Consider the following 18,392-nt stretch of genomic DNA (forward strand, 5'->3'; position numbering starts at 1 on the left):
CTGGATGAGCCAGCTCTTTTTTATGCTTTATGTTGGGACAACATGTGTCGGTAATACGTTCATAATAGATTGGGTTGTGCCTAATTTCTTTGTCGTTAAAAGAGGCTCCCCTGTCTCATGATTTTGGGCATCTTTACACATACCAAGGTGATAACGATCACCTAAAAATGGATCAATATAAAAACCATTTTTGAATACTTTATCATTCGGATGTTTTTCATGGTGAATATCAGAGCAGTTAATGCAATAGAACATAGCGTTCAACCCCTTTTTATTTTGTTTGAAAAAAGTGAGTCGGTAGTCATTTCGCTCCTAAGGAAATGTTGAGGAGAAGAGAAATAACTACCTACTCAAATGGTGGGCATATTCCTTCTGATTTTTCATATCCCGCGTAGTGTCCCTGAGGGAAGGAGGAGAGACGAAATACGCATGATATACGTAAGGCGCTTCTTTCAAGATGAATGATGGAGTTTCATGTTGAGAGAAGTTTTTATTTTTTGTTGCCTTTGTGAGTATATTATGAGGAAATGTGCAGAGGGTGTTTGTCCTGTTGAAAAAATGTTGAGAATTTCTCAACAGTAAAAAAGAATTAGCGTTGACATGAAACTAAAAGGTGTTATATTATCTAAATGAAATCAAAAGGTGTTATATTTGAGTGCTGTATAAAGGAGAATGAAAATGGAACAACAAAATACATTAACTGATATTAAACAAACGATCGTTTTTAACGCGTCTATTCAAAAAGTATGGAATGTAGTATCGACTGCAGAGGGGATTGCATCATGGTTTATGCCAAATGATTTCGAATTAAAGGTAGGACATGAATTTCATGTGCAATCACCATTTGGGCCATCACCATGTAAAGTGCTAGAAATTGATGAGCCAACCCACCTATCTTTCTCATGGGATACAGATGGCTGGGTTGTTTCATTTAATTTGAAAGACCTAGGAGATAATAAAACAGAATTTACATTAATTCACGGCGGCTGGAAACATCCTGATGAAATTCTTCCGAAAGCGAATGCGAAGAGCTCTATTATTCGCGATAAAATGAGCGGCGGCTGGGTAGCGATTGTAAATGAAAAACTGAAAAAGGTTGTCGAAGGCTAAGTGTCCTCATCAGCAGCAAAATATGATGTATTTCAAGCAATTGCTGACCCAACCCGCCGAGAAGTAATACGGTTATTAAGTGATAAAGAGTTACCGATTTCCAAAATAACGGATCACTTTCCTATGAGTCGTACTGCGGTTGTAAAACACCTTCATATTCTTTCAGAAGCGAATTTAGTAAGCGGAAGAAAGAGCGGAAGAGAGAAGATATATCGTTTGCATCCAGAACCATTAGAAGAATTACAACAGTGGCTCTCGTATTATGAACGTTTTTGGGATAATAAATTATCCATGCTGAAACATATTGTGGAGAATGAAGAGTAAAAAGAGGATGACCGAAATGGTCATCCTCTTTATTATTGCTCATTTGTTTGTGTAGCGGGCTTTAATAAAAGCCAAGCGATAATTAATGTACATACTGCTAATACGAAAGTGCTCATATAAATGACGTGTACACTTGCTGCTAATGCGGATTGTGATTCAGTTGCTACACTTGCTGTAGCCCCGCCGTGTCCGCCAGATACAAGATCAAGGTTTTTAATGCCACGTGCGTGAATCATCGTATTGAAGATTGTTCCAAAGATTGCAGCACCTAACGTTTGACTAAATGTGTTAATAAATGTGTTTAAACCAACGGCTGTTCCGCGTGTATGAGCTGGTACAGCTGCTTGAATTGTTACCATGTAAATCGGTGTCACAAGCCCCATTCCTAAGCCAAATAATCCGACTGCTACATAAATAAGGAACGATGGTGAATGTGTTGATAATGTAAATAATAAGAACGTAGCGACTGATAAAATGCTAGCTCCAAGTAAAATGATTTGTTTCGTTTTTAATTTGCCTACTAAGTTACCAGAGAAGATAGCACCAAATGTCCACATAACAGGAATTGGCATTAAAATAAGTCCGGCTTCCGTTGCATTTTTTCCTAATACACCTTGGCTCCAAATTGGAAGGTACATTGTAATACTAATAATCATTGCGCCAGCAATAAGCGTTAATATGTTTATTGTAGATAATGTACGGTTAGAGAAAAGTGCTAGCGGAATTAATGGTTCCGGAGATTTTTTCTCGATGAATAAGAAAATAATGAATGAAACGACGGCGAAGATTAATAGGCCGATAATTGTTATGTCTCCCCAGTTTTGCTTACTGCTACCTGTTAATAATGCGTATAGTAGAGCGATCGTACTTAATGAGAAGACTGTTGCACCAAGATAGTCGATATGGTGTTTAGCGGGCTTAATAGATTCTTTGTAGTAAATGGCAATCATTAAGCAAGCGATAATGCCGAATGGAACGTTTAAGAAGAAAATATAACGCCAAGATAGGGAGTCAACTAAAAATCCACCTACTAACGGTCCGATAACACCAGATACACCCCAAACGGCACTCATCCAGCCCTGTGCTTTCGCGCGGTCTTTCGCTTCGCTATATAAGTCTCCAATAATTGTCATTGTAATCGGCATAACAGCACCAGCACCGATACCTTGAAGAGCGCGGAAGAAAATTAATTGTTCCATCGATGTAACGACTCCGCAAAGTGCAGAACCGACTAAAAAGATTGTAGCTCCGATAAGTAAAACTTTTTTACGGCCAAACAAATCAGCAAGCTTTCCGTATATTGGAGTCGAAACAGCTGTTGCAAGCATATAAATTGCATATACCCAACTAACAAGTTCGACGCCTGACAAATCACTCGTTATACGAGGGATTGCTGTACTAACAATCGTTCCTTCTACTGCAGAAAGAAACGTCATTAGCATTAAAGACATCATGACTTTTTTTCTCATACGTTTTCCCCTTACCCTTTTTCAAATATTCAACAATATAAAATATAAAGGTACTAAGGTATATAAAGCAACAAAAAAGCAATGGGAAGTTAAGGGGAGGGGATGTTTGTCGTTTTTTGTCGGTAAGTCGATATATTTGAAAAATCGCTGATATAAGTAGCAGAATCGCTGATATATTTGAAAAATCGCCTATATAAGTAGTAGAATCGCTGATATATTTACAGAATCGCCGATATAATTTCATGTACTTAAAAAAAGAAACAGGAATCCCTGTTTCTCGGTTTAATATTGCATTTTCGCGTTTTCTCCAGCTGTTGTTCCGGCAATTCTACCAGTAACAAGAGCAGATGTAATATTATAGCCACCAGTATAACCGTGAATATCAAGAACTTCCCCACAGAAATATAAGCCGTTCGTGAATTTAGAAGACATTTCTTTCGGATTAATTTCTTTAACGGATACACCGCCGCCAGTCACGAATGCTTTTTCAATTGACTGCGTACCATTTACATTCACAGTAAATTCTTTAAAGTCTTTCACAAGTGCACGAATCTTTTCGTGAGAAATTTGTCCAGCTTGTTCGCTGCCATCAATTTCATTTTTTTCTAATAAGAATAGGAAGTAACGCTCAGGTACATAACCTTTTAACACGTTTTTAATTCCTTTTTTCGGATCTTCTTTCATTTGTTTCAGCATGCGTTGGAATAGTTGTTCACTATTTTCGTCTGGCAATGCATCGATACTCATTTGAATGGTATTTGTTTTGAACTTTTTCAGTGCTTTCACGACGAATTGACTACAGCGAAGTGCAGCAGGACCAGATAGGCCGAAATGAGTGAAGAGCATGTCCATTTTGTGAGAAATAATAGTTTTTCCTTTTGGGTTTAATACGCTTAAGTTTACATCGCGTAAAGCTAGACCTTGTAAGGAGCGATCACGAATAAATGGTTCGTTTGAAAGGATTGGTACTTCTGTTGGGAATAATTCTGTAATTGTATGCCCGGCTTTTTTAGCCCAAGCATATCCGTCTCCAGTAGATCCAGTTTGAGGAACAGATTTTCCACCAACAGCGATAACGACGTGATTTGTTTCTAACACTTCGCCAGTTTGTAGTACAACTGCTTTCGTTTGACCATTCTCATATTCAATCGTTTCAACGGGTGTATTCGTACGGATTTTTACACCTAAGTCTTTTAATCGTGTTAAAAGTGCGTCTACTACCGATTGTGCTTTATTTGATACAGGGAACATGCGACCATGATCTTCTTCTTTCAGTTTTACACCGAGATTTTCGAAGAATGTAATAATATCTTCATTATTGAAAATAGAAAAAGCGCTGTATAAGAAGCGGCCATTTCCTGGTATATGTTTAACGATCTCATCAAGTGGTAGACGGTTCGTTACGTTACAACGGCCGCCACCTGAAATTGCAAGTTTACGCCCTAGTTTATTTCCTTTATCAAGAAGTAAGACGCTTGCGCCTTCTTCTGCAGCACCGATTGCAGCCATTAGCCCAGAAGGACCGCCGCCGATGACAATAACATCATAATGCATAATATATCGACCTCATTTTCTACATTTCCTGCCTAAAAGAATAGCATGTTTTCCCTTAAAAGAAAAATAGAGTGAAGTACTGCTTAATGAGAGAATTGTGGTACAATACAAAAGTTAGAGTTCAGTACTATCCTGCCATTTGTAGGTGATAAGACTAAAACCTCAAGATTTAGGAGAAGTAAATAGGGAGTTTGTTAGCCTGTAAATGCTCGAATGGTTCAACTAATAAGGAGTAGGAGAGAAGTCTCCAACTAATTATAGTTTCACTTTATGTAGATGTAGGAGGATTTTTGTATGTCCGATTCGAAATTTCTGCGCGGAACGCTTATTGTTACGCTAGGGACATTTTTAGTAAAGTTCTTAGGCATGATTTACGTCTTTCCGTTTCATGCATTAGTAGGAACAGAAGGCGGAACGCTCTATACATATGGATACATTCCATATACGATCTTTTTAAGTATCGCAACGGCAGGTGTGCCACTTGCTGTTTCAAAATTTGTTTCCAAATATAATGCGCTTGGCGATTATAAAACGAGCCGGAGAATGTTCCGCTCGGGAATGGTTATGATGATAGTAACAGGAGTTCTTTCGTTCCTAGTACTGTACATGACGGCGCCATTGTTTGCAGAAGCGATGCTTGGTAAACAAAGTATACACAATAATGTAGGAGAAGTTACGACGATCATTCGTCTTGTAAGTTTCGCACTTATTGTTGTACCAGCAGCGAGTTTAATTCGTGGTTATTTCCAAGGTCACCAGTCTATGGGACCAACTACCGTTTCACAAATTATTGAACAAATTATTCGTATCGTCTTTTTATTAGCAGGTAGTTTTATCGTTATTAAAGTACTTGGCGGTACAGTTGCAACAGCAGTTGGAGTAGCGACATTTGCTGCGTTCGTTTCAGCGGTTGGAGCACTCGGAGTGTTAATTTGGTACTGGTTAAAACGTAAAAAATATTTGGATCAATATTTAATTGAACAAACTGTACCAGAATCAACAGTAAGCACCGTTCAATTGTTTAAAGAATTATTTGCATATGCGATTCCTTACGTTGTAATTGGGTTAACAATTCCTTTATATCAACAAATTGATACATTGACATTTAACTCAATTATGCAGGCGATTGGTCAAGGTGATATCGCAGAGCGAGCCCTCGGTATTTTCACAATGTGGACGCATAAGTTAATTATGATTCCTGTATCACTTGCGACAGCGTTTAGTTTAACGCTTGTACCAGCAATTACAAAATCATTTACTGAAAAACAATACCGCTATTTGAAATTACAAATTACACAAACATTCCAGGCGAATATGTTTTTAACATTGCCAGCAGTTGTCGGTATTTCTTCACTGGCATATCCAATTTATACTGCGTTTTACGATTCAGATCCACTAGGTGGACAAGTATTAATGTGGTATGCACCAGTTGCGTTGTTATTCGCTTTATTTACAGTAACAGCGGCAATCCTGCAAGGTATTAACCAGCAGAAGCATGCGATTATTGCGCTTATAATGGGCGTTATTTTGAAATTTGTATGTAACGTAATCTTTATTCGTTATTTCGGTACAGTAGGAGCAATTCTAGCGACAGCAGTTGGTTTCTTAGCTTCTGTTTGGTACACAAATCAACAAATTAAAAAATACGCACACTATTCATTCGGTGTTGTATATAAAAGAACATTCCAAATTGCAGTACTGACACTTATAATGGTCGTTACTGTAAAACTATCACAATGGATTCTATCCTTCATGATTTCGCCTGATGGCCGTATTGGTGCTCTTATAACAGTTGCGATTTGTGCAGGTATTGGCGGTTTTGTTTATGGATTGTTAGCAATTCGCACAGGAGTACTTGAAAGAGTATTTGGCGGAGAAGCATTAGATAAAATTCAACGTAAACTTGGTAGTAGATTTAAAATAAAGTTGAAATCAAGAGGGGCGTAATTACGTCCCCTTTTCTATGATAAATAAAGAAGGTGAAAAACGTGAGATTAGATAAATTATTAGCGAATATGGGATATGGAAGTAGAAAAGAAGTAAAGAAATTATTGAAAGATGGCGTTGTGAAAATTGATGGAACGCCAGTAAAAGATGCAAAAGTTCATGTAAATGTAGAAGAGCAAGAAGTTATGATTCACGGTGAAGTTGTGGAATACAAAGAGTTTGTTTACTTAATGATGCATAAACCACAAGGTGTTATTTCAGCGACGGAAGATGATAATCATGAAACAGTAATAGATTTATTAGAATTAGAAGATGCTATCTTTGATCCGTTCCCAGTTGGACGACTTGATATCGATACGGAAGGTTTCTTATTGATAACAAATGATGGGAAGTTATCGCATCAATTATTATCCCCGAAAAAGCATGTGCCGAAAAAATATTATGCACACGTTGCAGGAGTAGTAACAGAAGAGGATGTAAAAGAGTTTGCTAAAGGTGTTATTTTAGACGATGGCTATGAAACAAAGCCAGGTGCACTTACAATATTGAAAAGCGATGATATTTCTGAAATTGAGCTTGTGATTACGGAAGGGAAATTCCATCAAGTGAAGCGTATGTTTGAAGCGGTAGGGAAAAAAGTAGTCTACCTAAAGAGAACAGAGATGGGTCCGTTAGTATTAGATGAGGAACTAGAACTTGGACAATACCGAGAGCTAACAGATGAAGAAGTAGAAATGTTAAAAACATATCAAGTAGATACTGAAAAGTAGTACCTTTATAGGCGCAGAAAAGACCCCTTTCTAATTATTAGAAAGGGGTATGTATTTATTTACCATACAATTATTTTTCGTTATGAGGTCATTCTCACTTTCTTTCCTGTTGTTGTCCACTTACCGCGGCAAGGGCTATACACGAGTTCATTAAACTGCAACACATTTAGATCACGTTGTATCGTTCGCGGTGTGATCCCGAACTCATCTACAAGGTCTTTCGTCGTTACCGTTCCGTTTTCATTGATGTACATATAAATTGATTTAATGCGTGTTAGCATACGAGTAGTTGTAGGTTTCAAGAGAAAACCACTCCTCTACTAGTTTTTTTGACCCCATTCAGGAAAGAAGGTCGTTACTACCATTGTACTCTACATGATAAAATTCATGCTTTAATCTACTTAAATTTTACAGAAATTTAACAAATATTCATATAGAAAAATATTGGTAGTTGACATTGTATATATGGTCAGTCAACTAACACATAAAATTCTACGTAAAACGCCAAATTCCTGCAAATTTTTTTAGAAAAATAAAAGAAAAACTAATGAGAAATATCTGAAATATTACAATTGTTCGGTATTTGATTTTCGTGTATGGCATAAGAGATTTCGGTTTGTTATGATGAAAGAAACAATATAGTGAAGGGTGGATGCGTGATGTCAGCAATTAATTGGACAGAAGAAGTTGCAAAACGAAAAGATGATTTAATTCGTGATACACAACAATTTTTACAAATTAAAAGTGTATGGGAAGAAGAGTCAGCGAAAGAGGGCGCACCATTCGGTGAAGGTGTAGAAAAAGCTTTATCTTTCATGTTACATAAAGGAGAAAATGAAGGTTTTACTTCTAAAAATTTAGAAGGATATGCAGGTCATCTTGAAATGGGACAAGGAGAAGAGTTAGTAGGTATTCTTTGTCACGTTGACGTTGTACCAGAAGGAGATGGCTGGACAACTCCTGCATATAGTGCAGATATTCGCGACGGAAAGATTTTTGCGCGTGGTGCAATTGACGATAAAGGTCCAACGATGGCAGCATATTATGCGATGAAAATTGTGAAAGAATTAGACTTACCTCTTTCAAAACGTGTTCGTATGATTATAGGAACAGATGAGGAAAGCAATTGGAAATGTGTAGATCACTACTTTAAAAATGAAGAAATGCCAACGATTGGTTTTGCACCAGATGCAGACTTTCCAATTATTAATGCAGAAAAAGGAATTTCTGATATACAAGTTGTGCAAAATGGTAGTGAAGAGAAAAAAGGTACATATGAACTTGTTTCATTTGATTCAGGGCGCCGTTTAAATATGGTCCCTGATTTTGCAGAAGCGGTTATTACAGGAGAAGATGTAAATGCACTTACAGTAGCATATGAAGAGTATTTACAAACTGCTAAAAAAATAGGGAAATCGACTATAGAAGGAAATACAGTGAAGTTGCAAATAGAAGGAATTTCAGCGCACGGATCTACTCCTGAAAAAGGAGAAAATGCAGGTTTATTATTAGCAAACTTCTTAACTACAGTTTCACTTGATGGAAAAGCAACTGCATTTGCGACATTTGCAACAGAAACATTTACTGGTGATATTTTTGGTGAAAAAGCTACTATTGCTTATAAAGATGAAATTAGCGGTCCGTTAACAGTGAATGTCGGTCGCATTTCTTATACGAAAGAAAACGGTGGTAACTTAGGGCTAAACGTACGTTACCCAGTTACAACTAACTTTGAAGAAACAATTGTGAAGTTGAAAGAATATGTTGGTACGCATGGTTTTGAAGTGGCTGACTATTCTAATTCTCGCCCACATCACGTCGATAAAAATCACGTATTAATCCGTACGTTACAACGTGTGTATGAAGAACAAACGGGTGAAAAACCAGAACTATTAGCAATCGGCGGCGGTACTTATGCTCGTTCATTAAAAGCTGGTGTGGCATTTGGTCCGCTGTTCCCTGGAAAAGAAGAACTTGCGCATCAAAAAGATGAGTATATCGAAATTGAAGACTTATTAAAAGCAACAGCAATTTACGCGCAAGCAATTCATGAATTAGCGAAGTAATGGATATATAAATAATGTCCGCTCTCTATTTTGGAGAGCGGCTTCTTTTTACCTGAATGAGATAAGAAAGAAAAGCAACAATAGAAAGAAGGAGAAGATGTACATGGAACTGCATTATTTTGTCGCAATTACGTTACCGAATCATATAAAAGAAATGCTGTCTAACTATAAAGAGGACATGCAAGAGGAATTGCAATTTCGTTCATGGGTACATAAAGAAGACTATCATATTACCCTTTCATTTTTAGGGAGTGCAACGGAGGAACAGTTAGAGGGAATAAAGAATGGATTACAAACAATTGCAGAAACAAAAGAACTATCGTTCACGTTACAAGGTTTTTCAACGTTTGGTAGGGAAGATCAGCCCCGTATTTTTTGGGCGAAGGTAAGTGAAAATCACGATTTGTTTCAGTTGCAAAAGCAAATACATGCCATTTGTGAAGAAAATGGATTTTCTCTAGAAACACGCCCGTATCACCCGCATATTACCGTTGCTCGTAAATGGATAGGAGAAGAAAAGTTCGATTTAGAACTTATAAAAGAAGTGCCTAAAATATCATTTCAAGCAGATACAATTACTTTATACGAATCCCACGTGAAAGAAACCCCGAAGTATAAATCGATTGCTGAAATAAAATTACAAAAATAGAATGTTGAAAACGTTTTTTATGCAGGTGAATATACTATAGAGAAGAATGGAGTTACTGTATAGAGTCTTGTTGATAAGAAAAGTCTTATCATTTGCAGCTCATTTTATCTCGCCTAATTGGTGAAGGCTAATAATAAGTGAGGATCGAAAAGTTTTCTCGCTCATTAAAGTTTCACTTTATTTTAACTTTGAGAATGATGGTGATTTTTTTATGTTGAAAGTAAAACGTCCATTTGATGCCTATTTAGATGAAATGAATAAAATTACAATTTTGCTCCCACATGCGTATGGAACAAGTCGGACATTTCGTTTGCAAGAAGGAAGTAATGTGAAAGATTTACCGATTGCTCATACTATTGCGCTTCCAGATGCAACGAAGTATGAGTGCTTTATAGAAGAGCCGCTAGATGTGGGGAAGTATTATACAGTACGAGATGAACGGAATGAAGAAACTGATTTACAAATAGGTGCTGTTATTCGAACGACAATTTTCGATGAAAAGTATTATTACGAAGGTACAGATTTAGGTGCTGTGTATCAAAAAGAAGAAACGACATTTAAAGTATGGGCCCCAACTGCAAGGCTTGCGAAAGTAAGAATTTATAAGAGTGATAAAGAATATATCGATCATGAAATGTACAGGGGAGAAAACGGAGTTTGGATTCAAACATTACAAGGTGATTTAGACGGAGCACGCTATACATTTCTTGTTTGTATTAATTTAATATGGAACGAAGCTGTGGATCCTTATGCAAAGTCGGTGACGGTAAACGGAAAACACGGTGTTGTTATCGATTTAGAAAAAACGAATGTAACAAGACGAGAGGGATTACCAACATTACAATCAATGACAGATGCCATATTGTATGAACTGCATATTCGTGATGCGACTATACATCAAAATAGTGGAGTAATTCAAAAGGGAACATATAAAGGATTGATGGAGGATGGAACAACAGGACGGAACGGGGCGTTAACAGGGTTGTCTCATATAAAAGATTTAGGTGTTACACATGTTGAACTATTACCTTTATATTGTTTCGGTGGTGTAGATGAGGCGAATCCTTCATCCGCCTATAATTGGGGATATAATCCATTATATTACAATGCACCAACAGGATTTTATGCTACAAACCCCTCTGATCCGTATAACAGGATAGTTGAGTGTAAACAACTAATCGAAACATTTCATGAACAAGGTATTAGGGTGATTATAGATGTTGTATATAATCATGTTTATGAAAGAGAGCTATCATCATTTGAGAAGCTTGTTCCAGGATATTATTTTCGTCATGGTGAAGATGGTATGCCTTCTAATGGGACGGGAGTTGGAAATGATATAGCATCTGAACGGAAAATGATGAGGAAATTCATTGTAGAGTCTATTTTATATTGGCTTACTGAATACAATGTCGATGGATTCCGATTCGACTTAATGGGAATTTTAGATGTTGATACAATGAATATGATAGAAAAAGAAGTGCGAAACATAAAACGAGATGCTTTGTTATTAGGGGAAGGATGGGATTTACAAACACCGCTTCCTGCCAAAGAAAAAGCAACGTTAAATAATGCGAAGAAAATGCCACATATCGCGCAGTTTAATGATCAATTTCGTGATGGGATAAAAGGGAGTACATTTCATATAAATAAGCGTGGTTTTGCATTTGGTGGGCATGTAGACTGTAACCATTTGCAGTATATTGCAGCAGGAAGTCTTTTAAGTATGAAAGAAACGGGGCTGTTTCTAGAGCCGGCGCAAAGCATTAACTATGTAGAATGTCATGATAATATGACGATGTGGGATAAACTAGTGCGCAGTAATGAAGAATCAGAAGCGATTTTGAAAAAACGTCACCTGTTGGCGAGCGCGATGGTTATTCTTTCACAAGGCATTCCTTTCTTACACGCAGGGCAGGAGTTTTATCGTACGAAGAAAGGAAATGAAAATAGTTATAATGCAAATGATGAGATCAATCAATTAGATTGGGATCAAAAAGAGAAAGAGATAGAGACCGTTAACTATATAAAAGGTTTAATTGCGATTCGTAAAGAGCATGGGGCATTCCGATTACAAAACGCAGACCTTATAAAAAAACATATGACTTTTTTACAAACATCTACAGAAGTACTTGCATATCATCTAGAGCATGCAGAATCGTTTGGGCCGTGGAAAGAGATTGTCGTCTTATTTAATAGCTGTTTAGAAGTCAAAACTGTGCAGCTTCCGAAAGAAGCAACGTGGCATGTGTTAGTAAACGAAAACGAAGCGAAAATAGAGCCAATTTCTTCATTTAGAGGAAAGGAACTTAAGCTGGCTCCAATTAGCACGTATATATTGACGATAATGTGACAAATCGCTACTTGACGATGAGAATGTAATAAATGTAGAATTGACAAAGGTGACGATTTTGATAAGTTGTCATTCTATGACAGGTTTTGTAAAATAAAATAGAGGATTTTTGGCTTAGGCTAATTTTTCTTTTCATTTACAGTAAAATATATGAATCCACAACATATGTAGAAATGTTGCGGTTTTTCTTTTCATAACTATAAAAGATAAGGATTTGTTAACGGGTAATGAATATGGAATGGTTGGAACAATTATTAGGAAAAGAGTGGAGTCTTGTACCGGCTGGTGGAGTAACGGGCGATGCATATATTGCGCAAAACGGACAACAGAAGTTATTTTTAAAGCGGAATACATCGCCCTTTTTAGCGGTATTGTCAGCAGAAGGAATTGTTCCAAAATTACTTTGGACAAGAAGGGTAACGAATGGTGATGTAATTTCTGCTCAAAAATGGCTTCCGGGACAGAAGCTAGAGCCAGAGGATATGAAACTAGAACGTGTTGCGAAACTTTTGAAGAAAATACACTCCTCTAAAGCGCTTGTACAGATGATTCAAAGACTTGGGAAGCAGCCGCTTCACGCACAAGAGTTATTACAACAGCTGCAACTCGTTTTAAGAGGAGATATAAGGGATGATGAAACAATTCAGCAAGGCCTTCAATATTTAATGGATTCATTAAAAGCTATTGAATACAATGAATTCGTTGTATGCCATTGTGATGTAAACCATAACAACTGGCTATTGTCGGATGAAGATGAGTTGTTTTTAATTGATTGGGATGGAGCTGTAATTGCTGACCCAGCTCTAGACCTCGGTATGTTATTATATTGGTACATTCCGCGCCAGGAGTGGAGTGAGTGGCTCGGTTATTATGATATTGAAATGGATGAATCGCTGCTTAGGCGTATGAGATGGTATGTGATAGCACAAACGATTTTGTCTATTCAATGGCACACAACAAAAAAGCAGCAAGCAGAAGCTGAATATTGGCATCAATATTTACAGCAACTACTTGCTTCAGAATAATACTTAAGAAAAATTGTCCATTCCAGCAATCCACTGAGTAAGTTGTTCTTGATTATTGGAAATATGGTTGTCCAAATTAGAGGAAGATTTACCCGATTGACTATAAGAATATACATCGTTTAGCATTGCTTTAGCGTCACTACTTATATTATCGTTTGCGAGTAACGATTGAATGAGGCGCTCTAATTGCTCGCATTCTGAAACTGTCCCGCAACAATCACTTTGGTGGTTGACTAAAATATCTTTCAGCACTTCTAATTGATGTTGTTGATTAATTGGCATGAACGGATCATCCTTTCGATTGTTTTTCTCTTCAAATGTAAGAGAAAAAGCTGTTTCGTCATGGAATGTTTAATGCTGTATGTAGTTTTTATCAAAATGGTACATCTTATACTTGAAAGAAACGGACCGAGTGCTCGTACGTACTTGGTTTTTTGTTTGGTAGATTGATTAAAAAAGAAAGAAGGAATTATTCCTTTAAAATAGCTATGTAAAGAGAGGGAAACATCTATGCGTTTAAGACATAAACCGTATGCAATGGATCGAATTAATGAATATTCACATATCGTAATCGGAAACCCAGAGGAGCGCGCTGGTAGCTGGAAAGAAGTATTTGGAAACGAACAACCAATTCACATTGAAGTAGGTACAGGTCGTGGCCGCTTCATGTATGATATGGCAAAAGCGAATCCACATATTAATTATATTGGAATTGAAAAATTCACAAGTGTTGTTGTAGATGCACTTGATAAATTAATTGAAGAAGAATTACCAAACTTAAAGTTAATTAATAAAGATGCTGAAGATTTAACAGTTTTCTTTGCGAAAGGTGAAATTGATCGCGTTTATTTAAACTTCTCAGATCCATGGCCAAAGAAACGTCATACGAAGCGTCGTTTAACGTATAAAACATTTTTACGTAATTACGAAGAAGTATTAGTAGAAGGCGGAGAAATTCATTTCAAAACAGATAACCAAGGTCTATTTGAATATTCTCTTATGAGTATGGCTGAGTATGGTATGTTACTAACGTACTTAAGCTTAGATCTTCATAACAGCGACTTTGAAGGTAACATCATGACTGAATACGAAGAGAAATTCTCTAGTAAAGGTCATCGTATTTACCGAGTTGAAGCAAAATATCGTACAGAGCCTATGCAGTAATGCATAGGTTTTTTTACAGCTAAAATAATCAGAATTTTATGTTAAGATTAATTGAAAGGGGGATGTGTAATGGAACAGTTACAAATTGGAGATATAAAAGTAACGTGGTTAAAAGGCGGGAATACACATTTAGATGGAGGAGCAATGTTTGGTGTTGTGCCGAAAGTACTTTGGTCACGTAAATATAAACATAATGACACAAATCATATTTATTTACGAACAGATCCGTTACTTTTGCAAACGAAAGACGGAAATATGCTCATTGATTCCGGGATAGGAAACGGTAAGTTGAATGAGAAGATGAAACGAAATCAAGGTGTAACAGAAGAATCATCGGTTTATGAATCATTAGAAAAATTAGGATTAAAGCCTGAAGATATCGACTACGTCTTGATGACACATCTTCATTTTGATCATGCATCTGGTCTAACAAAATGGGAAGATGATCACCTTGTACCAGCATTTCCAAATGCGAAAGTTTACGTAAGTGAAACAGAATGGAATGAAATGAGGAATCCAAACATTAGATCACGTAATACATATTGGAAGGAAAATTGGGAGCCAATTGTAGATCAAGTTGTTACGTTCCAGCAAGAAATAGAAATTACAGATGAAATCAAGATGGCGCATACGGGTGGTCATAGTGATGGACATGCAGTTATCACTTTGGAGAGTCAAGGGGAGACGATGCTACACTTAGCAGACCTATTGCCGACGCACGCGCATCAAAATGTATTATGGGTAATGGCATACGATGATTATCCTATGACCTCGATTGAAAATAAGCAAAAGTGGATGAAGTATGGTGCTGAAAAAGATGCTTGGTTTACGTTTTATCATGACGCGTATTATCGCGCTGTGAAGTGGAATGAGGAAGGGCATATTGTAGAAAAGATAGAGAGAAAAACGAGTATAGAAGCATAGAAAGAGGAGGTTGTTCCATCATATTTATTGGAGCAGCTTCTTTTTTATTGTCGGGTTTTGTCGGTAAGTCGATATAATTGGGAAATCGCCGATATAATTTGAGTTGCGCCGATATAATTGAGGAATCGCTGATATAAAACGAGTTGCGCCGATATATTCGAAAAATCGCTGATATAATTTTAATCAATAGCCGCAATTTCAAAAAAATAAGAGGTTCACCTAATGGGAACCCTCCTTTTTATGCTGCTATAACCTCTAAAACAGTACCTGTTTTAGCATCAACTAAAAATTCAAATCGTTCTTGTATATCATCTAACATTGTTGTAAGACCGCCGCGATAAACTTCATATGCGACATCATATTTTTCAAATGTCTCTGGAACCATATGTACCCAAGAGCCAGTAATTTCACCTTTATGACTTAATGCTTGTTTCACCATTTTCAATGCTTTTTCTGAAGAAATATGGGATTGTTCTTGTACTTTGTTTGCAACGAGACAACCAGCTGCGAACCCAACGCCAAGACCTGCTACTAAACCTTTCCAGCTCATATATTCACCTCAATTCTATAAAATAAAAATAGTGTACCGATAATAATTATAAAGCAAATACAGCCAAAAAAGAAGAAACTAGAAACATTTCGAAAATTTCGTTACAATAAAAGAGGTATTCTACTAAGGTTTGAAAGAAGGGGACTTCGTGAATAAAGAGACATTACAATTATTTCGTACGTTAACAGAATTACAAGGTGCATCAGGTTTTGAACATGATGTACGCCGTTTTATGAAACAAGAATTAAGCAAATATGCGGATGAAATTGTACAAGACGGTTTAGGTAGCGTATTTGGTCTGAAAAAAGGGGACGAAACTGGCCCGCGTGTTCTTGTAGCAGGTCATATGGATGAAGTAGGTTTCATGATTACGCAAATTACGAAAAACGGAATGCTTCGTTTTCAAACGTTAGGCGGATGGTGGAGTCAAGTTCTATTAGCACAGCGTGTACAAGTTATGACGAAGAATGGTCCTGTTATTGGGGTTGTTGGTTCTATTCCTCCTCATTTATTAAGTGACGCGCAACGTGCAAAACCGATGGATATAAAAAATATGTTAATTGATATAGGTGCAGATAGTTATGAAGATGCGATTGAAATTGGTGTAAAACCAGGACAACAAATCGTGCCGATTTGCCCATTCACGCCGATGGCAAACGAAAAGAAAATTATGGCGAAAGCTTGGGACAACCGTTACGGATGTGGCCTTGCAATCGAATTGTTAAAAGAATTAAAAGATGAAACATTACCAAACACATTATACTCTGGTGCTACTGTACAAGAAGAAGTAGGTCTCCGCGGAGCGCAAACAGCTGCCAATATGATTCAACCAGACATTTTTTATGCGCTTGATGCAAGTCCAGCAAACGATGCATCTGGTGACAAAACGCAGTTCGGTCAATTAGGAAAAGGTGCTCTTCTTCGTATTTATGATCGCACGATGGTAACACATAGAGGAATGCGCGAATTCATTTTAGATACAGCAGAAACAAACAACATTCCGTACCAATACTTTATTTCACAAGGTGGTACAGATGCGGGCCGTGTACATACAAGTAACTCTGGTATCCCATCAGCAGTAATTGGTGTTTGTGCACGCTACATCCATACACATGCTTCAATTTTACATGTTGATGATTATGCAGCGGCGAAAGAATTAATTACGAAGCTTGTAAGAACAACAGATAAAACGACGTTAGAGACAATTAAGAATAACGCGTAGAAGAAAGGGCTAAAAGCTCTTTCTTTTTTTAGGTAGGAGAGATGACCCAGCGGTGTGTGGTGGCGGTCAGTGCCTAATGGATGCTCGAATGATGTGTGAAGACCGCGCGTAGGAAGAAAGAAGAAGCCTGTTTTTGTGTCTAGGACCAGTAATATTGTGGAAAGCCACCTTCTTTTATAGGTAGAAGGGATTCCCTGGTGGTATGTGATAGTGGTTGATACTTAATTCGTATTTGATGCGGATATTAGAATAGAATGATGAATTTTTATAGAGGTGGACGAAATGAAAGTAGTAGTTGGATCGAAGAATAAAACGAAGGTTGGGGCTGTGGAGAAGGTTTGGAAAGATGCTGAAATTACATCTCTTTCTGTTCCATCAGGAGTATCAGCTCAGCCTTTCTCAGATGAAGAGACGATGGAAGGAGCGATTAATAGAGCGAAGCGAGCGCTAGAGGAAGGAGAAGCTCCAATTGGTATTGGGCTAGAAGGCGGTGTAATGAAAACGGAGCACGGTTTATTTATGTGTAACTGGGGCGCGCTAGCAACAAGTGATGGGAAAGTATTTGTGGCCGGAGGAGCGCGTATTACGTTACCAGACGATTTTTTAGCACCTCTTGAAGATGGTAAAGAATTAAGCGAAGTGATGGAAGAGTTTGTGCAGCGAAAAGATATTCGTAGTCACGAAGGTGCGATTGGTATTTTTACAGATGATTATGTCGACCGCACGGAATTATTTGTACACGTTGTTAAGTTGTTAGTTGGGCAATATAAGTATGACAAAAAGCAAGCATAAACCTTGCACCGTGCGCGATGTATGGTAGTATAAAAGAAAGATTATAACATGAAAAATGCACTCGTTAGAGGAGGAAATATAGATGAAGTCATTAGAAAGCATGGAGCAATTCCAAGATTTAAAAAATGAAGAGAATGTAGTCTTTATGTTCTCAGCAGAATGGTGCCCAGACTGCCGCTTTGTAGACCCATTTATGCCAGAAGTAGAAGAGAAATATAGTGATTTCTCATTTTACTATGTAGATCGCGATGAGTTTATTGATCTATGTGTAAAATTAGACGTATTTGGCATTCCGAGCTTTGTAGCGTACAATAAAGGTGAAGAAACTGGTCGCTATGTAAACAAAGATCGTAAAACACAAGAACAAATCGAAGAGTTTATTGAAGGTTTAAAATAAGGCAATTTGCCAATTGAATTGTAAAACAACCTCTACCTTCGCGGGGGAGGTTATTTTTTTGGAAGGGAGGAAAAAG

Annotated in this window: 19 protein-coding genes; 13 read left to right on the plus strand and 6 right to left on the minus strand. The window is 37.3% G+C overall.

Annotated features, from left to right (window positions below):
- Window positions 1-27: 27 nt before the first annotated feature.
- On the minus strand, window positions 28-255 hold the full coding sequence (locus CGQ22_RS00955; RefSeq protein ID WP_000498989.1) for a DUF3973 domain-containing protein: 228 nt from the start codon (window positions 253-255) through the stop codon (window positions 28-30).
- Between the two features lie 423 nt (window positions 256-678).
- Between CGQ22_RS00955 and CGQ22_RS00965 the strand changes: the two genes are divergently transcribed.
- Window positions 679-1,110 (plus strand): SRPBCC family protein, encoded by a 432-nt coding sequence (locus CGQ22_RS00965; RefSeq protein WP_089148210.1) that lies wholly within the window; start codon window positions 679-681, stop codon window positions 1,108-1,110.
- Window positions 1,111-1,434 (plus strand): ArsR/SmtB family transcription factor, encoded by a 324-nt coding sequence (locus CGQ22_RS00970; protein WP_000098837.1) that lies wholly within the window; start codon window positions 1,111-1,113, stop codon window positions 1,432-1,434.
- Between the two features lie 32 nt (window positions 1,435-1,466).
- Here CGQ22_RS00970 and CGQ22_RS00975 read toward each other — a convergent pair whose 3' ends face one another.
- Entirely contained in the window at window positions 1,467-2,903 is a 1,437-nt protein-coding gene (locus CGQ22_RS00975; protein WP_001228010.1) for an MDR family MFS transporter, read from the minus strand.
- A gap of 282 nt (window positions 2,904-3,185) precedes the next feature.
- On the minus strand, window positions 3,186-4,457 hold the full coding sequence (locus CGQ22_RS00985; RefSeq protein WP_046945895.1) for a BaiN/RdsA family NAD(P)/FAD-dependent oxidoreductase: 1,272 nt from the start codon (window positions 4,455-4,457) through the stop codon (window positions 3,186-3,188).
- 294 nt (window positions 4,458-4,751) lie between these two features.
- On the opposite strand from CGQ22_RS00985, the gene CGQ22_RS00990 reads away from it, so the two are divergent.
- Together CGQ22_RS00990 and CGQ22_RS00995 are read left to right on the plus strand one after the other, a co-directional pair.
- Window positions 4,752-6,404 (plus strand): putative polysaccharide biosynthesis protein, encoded by a 1,653-nt coding sequence (locus CGQ22_RS00990; RefSeq protein ID WP_001284031.1) that lies wholly within the window; start codon window positions 4,752-4,754, stop codon window positions 6,402-6,404.
- 41 nt (window positions 6,405-6,445) lie between these two features.
- On the plus strand, window positions 6,446-7,174 hold the full coding sequence (locus CGQ22_RS00995) for a pseudouridine synthase (protein WP_001234947.1): 729 nt from the start codon (window positions 6,446-6,448) through the stop codon (window positions 7,172-7,174).
- Between the two features lie 80 nt (window positions 7,175-7,254).
- Here the strand turns inward: CGQ22_RS00995 and CGQ22_RS01000 are convergent, their stop codons facing one another.
- Complete coding sequence (locus CGQ22_RS01000) at window positions 7,255-7,476, minus strand: DeoR family transcriptional regulator (protein ID WP_000805512.1); 222 nt, start codon at window positions 7,474-7,476, stop codon at window positions 7,255-7,257.
- A gap of 357 nt (window positions 7,477-7,833) precedes the next feature.
- Here CGQ22_RS01000 and pepV point away from each other — a divergent pair, with 357 nt between their 5' ends.
- From pepV to CGQ22_RS01025, 4 genes are all read left to right on the plus strand, one after another.
- On the plus strand, window positions 7,834-9,240 hold the full coding sequence (pepV, locus tag CGQ22_RS01005) for a dipeptidase PepV (RefSeq protein ID WP_001274248.1): 1,407 nt from the start codon (window positions 7,834-7,836) through the stop codon (window positions 9,238-9,240).
- A 103-nt stretch (window positions 9,241-9,343) separates the two neighbouring features.
- A complete protein-coding gene (gene thpR, locus CGQ22_RS01010; protein ID WP_000418983.1) occupies window positions 9,344-9,889 on the plus strand; it encodes an RNA 2',3'-cyclic phosphodiesterase in 546 nt (181 codons plus the stop codon).
- 211 nt (window positions 9,890-10,100) lie between these two features.
- Complete coding sequence (gene pulA / locus CGQ22_RS01020) at window positions 10,101-12,242, plus strand: type I pullulanase (protein ID WP_089148211.1); 2,142 nt, start codon at window positions 10,101-10,103, stop codon at window positions 12,240-12,242.
- 227 nt (window positions 12,243-12,469) lie between these two features.
- Complete coding sequence (locus CGQ22_RS01025; RefSeq protein ID WP_001986674.1) at window positions 12,470-13,267, plus strand: phosphotransferase family protein; 798 nt, start codon at window positions 12,470-12,472, stop codon at window positions 13,265-13,267.
- Window positions 13,268-13,270: 3 nt separating this feature from the next.
- On the opposite strand, the gene CGQ22_RS01030 is transcribed toward CGQ22_RS01025, so the two are convergent.
- Complete coding sequence (locus tag CGQ22_RS01030) at window positions 13,271-13,549, minus strand: YtzH-like family protein (protein ID WP_001122234.1); 279 nt, start codon at window positions 13,547-13,549, stop codon at window positions 13,271-13,273.
- A gap of 228 nt (window positions 13,550-13,777) precedes the next feature.
- Here CGQ22_RS01030 and trmB point away from each other — a divergent pair, with 228 nt between their 5' ends.
- A complete protein-coding gene (trmB, locus tag CGQ22_RS01035; protein WP_001239385.1) occupies window positions 13,778-14,431 on the plus strand; it encodes a tRNA (guanosine(46)-N7)-methyltransferase TrmB in 654 nt (217 codons plus the stop codon).
- Window positions 14,432-14,500: 69 nt separating this feature from the next.
- Entirely contained in the window at window positions 14,501-15,355 is an 855-nt protein-coding gene (locus tag CGQ22_RS01040; protein ID WP_000436850.1) for a YtnP family quorum-quenching lactonase, read from the plus strand.
- A gap of 238 nt (window positions 15,356-15,593) precedes the next feature.
- Here the strand turns inward: CGQ22_RS01040 and CGQ22_RS01050 are convergent, their stop codons facing one another.
- On the minus strand, window positions 15,594-15,905 hold the full coding sequence (locus CGQ22_RS01050) for a PepSY domain-containing protein (RefSeq protein WP_089148212.1): 312 nt from the start codon (window positions 15,903-15,905) through the stop codon (window positions 15,594-15,596).
- Window positions 15,906-16,053: 148 nt separating this feature from the next.
- Between CGQ22_RS01050 and CGQ22_RS01055 the strand changes: the two genes are divergently transcribed.
- From CGQ22_RS01055 to CGQ22_RS01065, 3 genes are all read left to right on the plus strand, one after another.
- Entirely contained in the window at window positions 16,054-17,127 is a 1,074-nt protein-coding gene (locus tag CGQ22_RS01055; protein WP_001031508.1) for a M42 family metallopeptidase, read from the plus strand.
- Between the two features lie 282 nt (window positions 17,128-17,409).
- Window positions 17,410-17,919: a DUF84 family protein gene (locus CGQ22_RS01060; RefSeq protein WP_000869936.1), complete on the plus strand. Its 510-nt coding sequence runs from the start codon at window positions 17,410-17,412 to the stop codon at window positions 17,917-17,919.
- Between the two features lie 82 nt (window positions 17,920-18,001).
- Window positions 18,002-18,316, plus strand: coding sequence for a thioredoxin family protein (locus CGQ22_RS01065; protein ID WP_000838187.1), 315 nt, complete (start codon window positions 18,002-18,004; stop codon window positions 18,314-18,316).
- Window positions 18,317-18,392: the final 76 nt, after the last annotated feature.

It is taken from the genome of Bacillus sp. M13(2017) (assembly GCF_002218325.1).
Classification (GTDB): domain Bacteria; phylum Bacillota; class Bacilli; order Bacillales; family Bacillaceae_G; genus Bacillus_A; species Bacillus_A thuringiensis_K.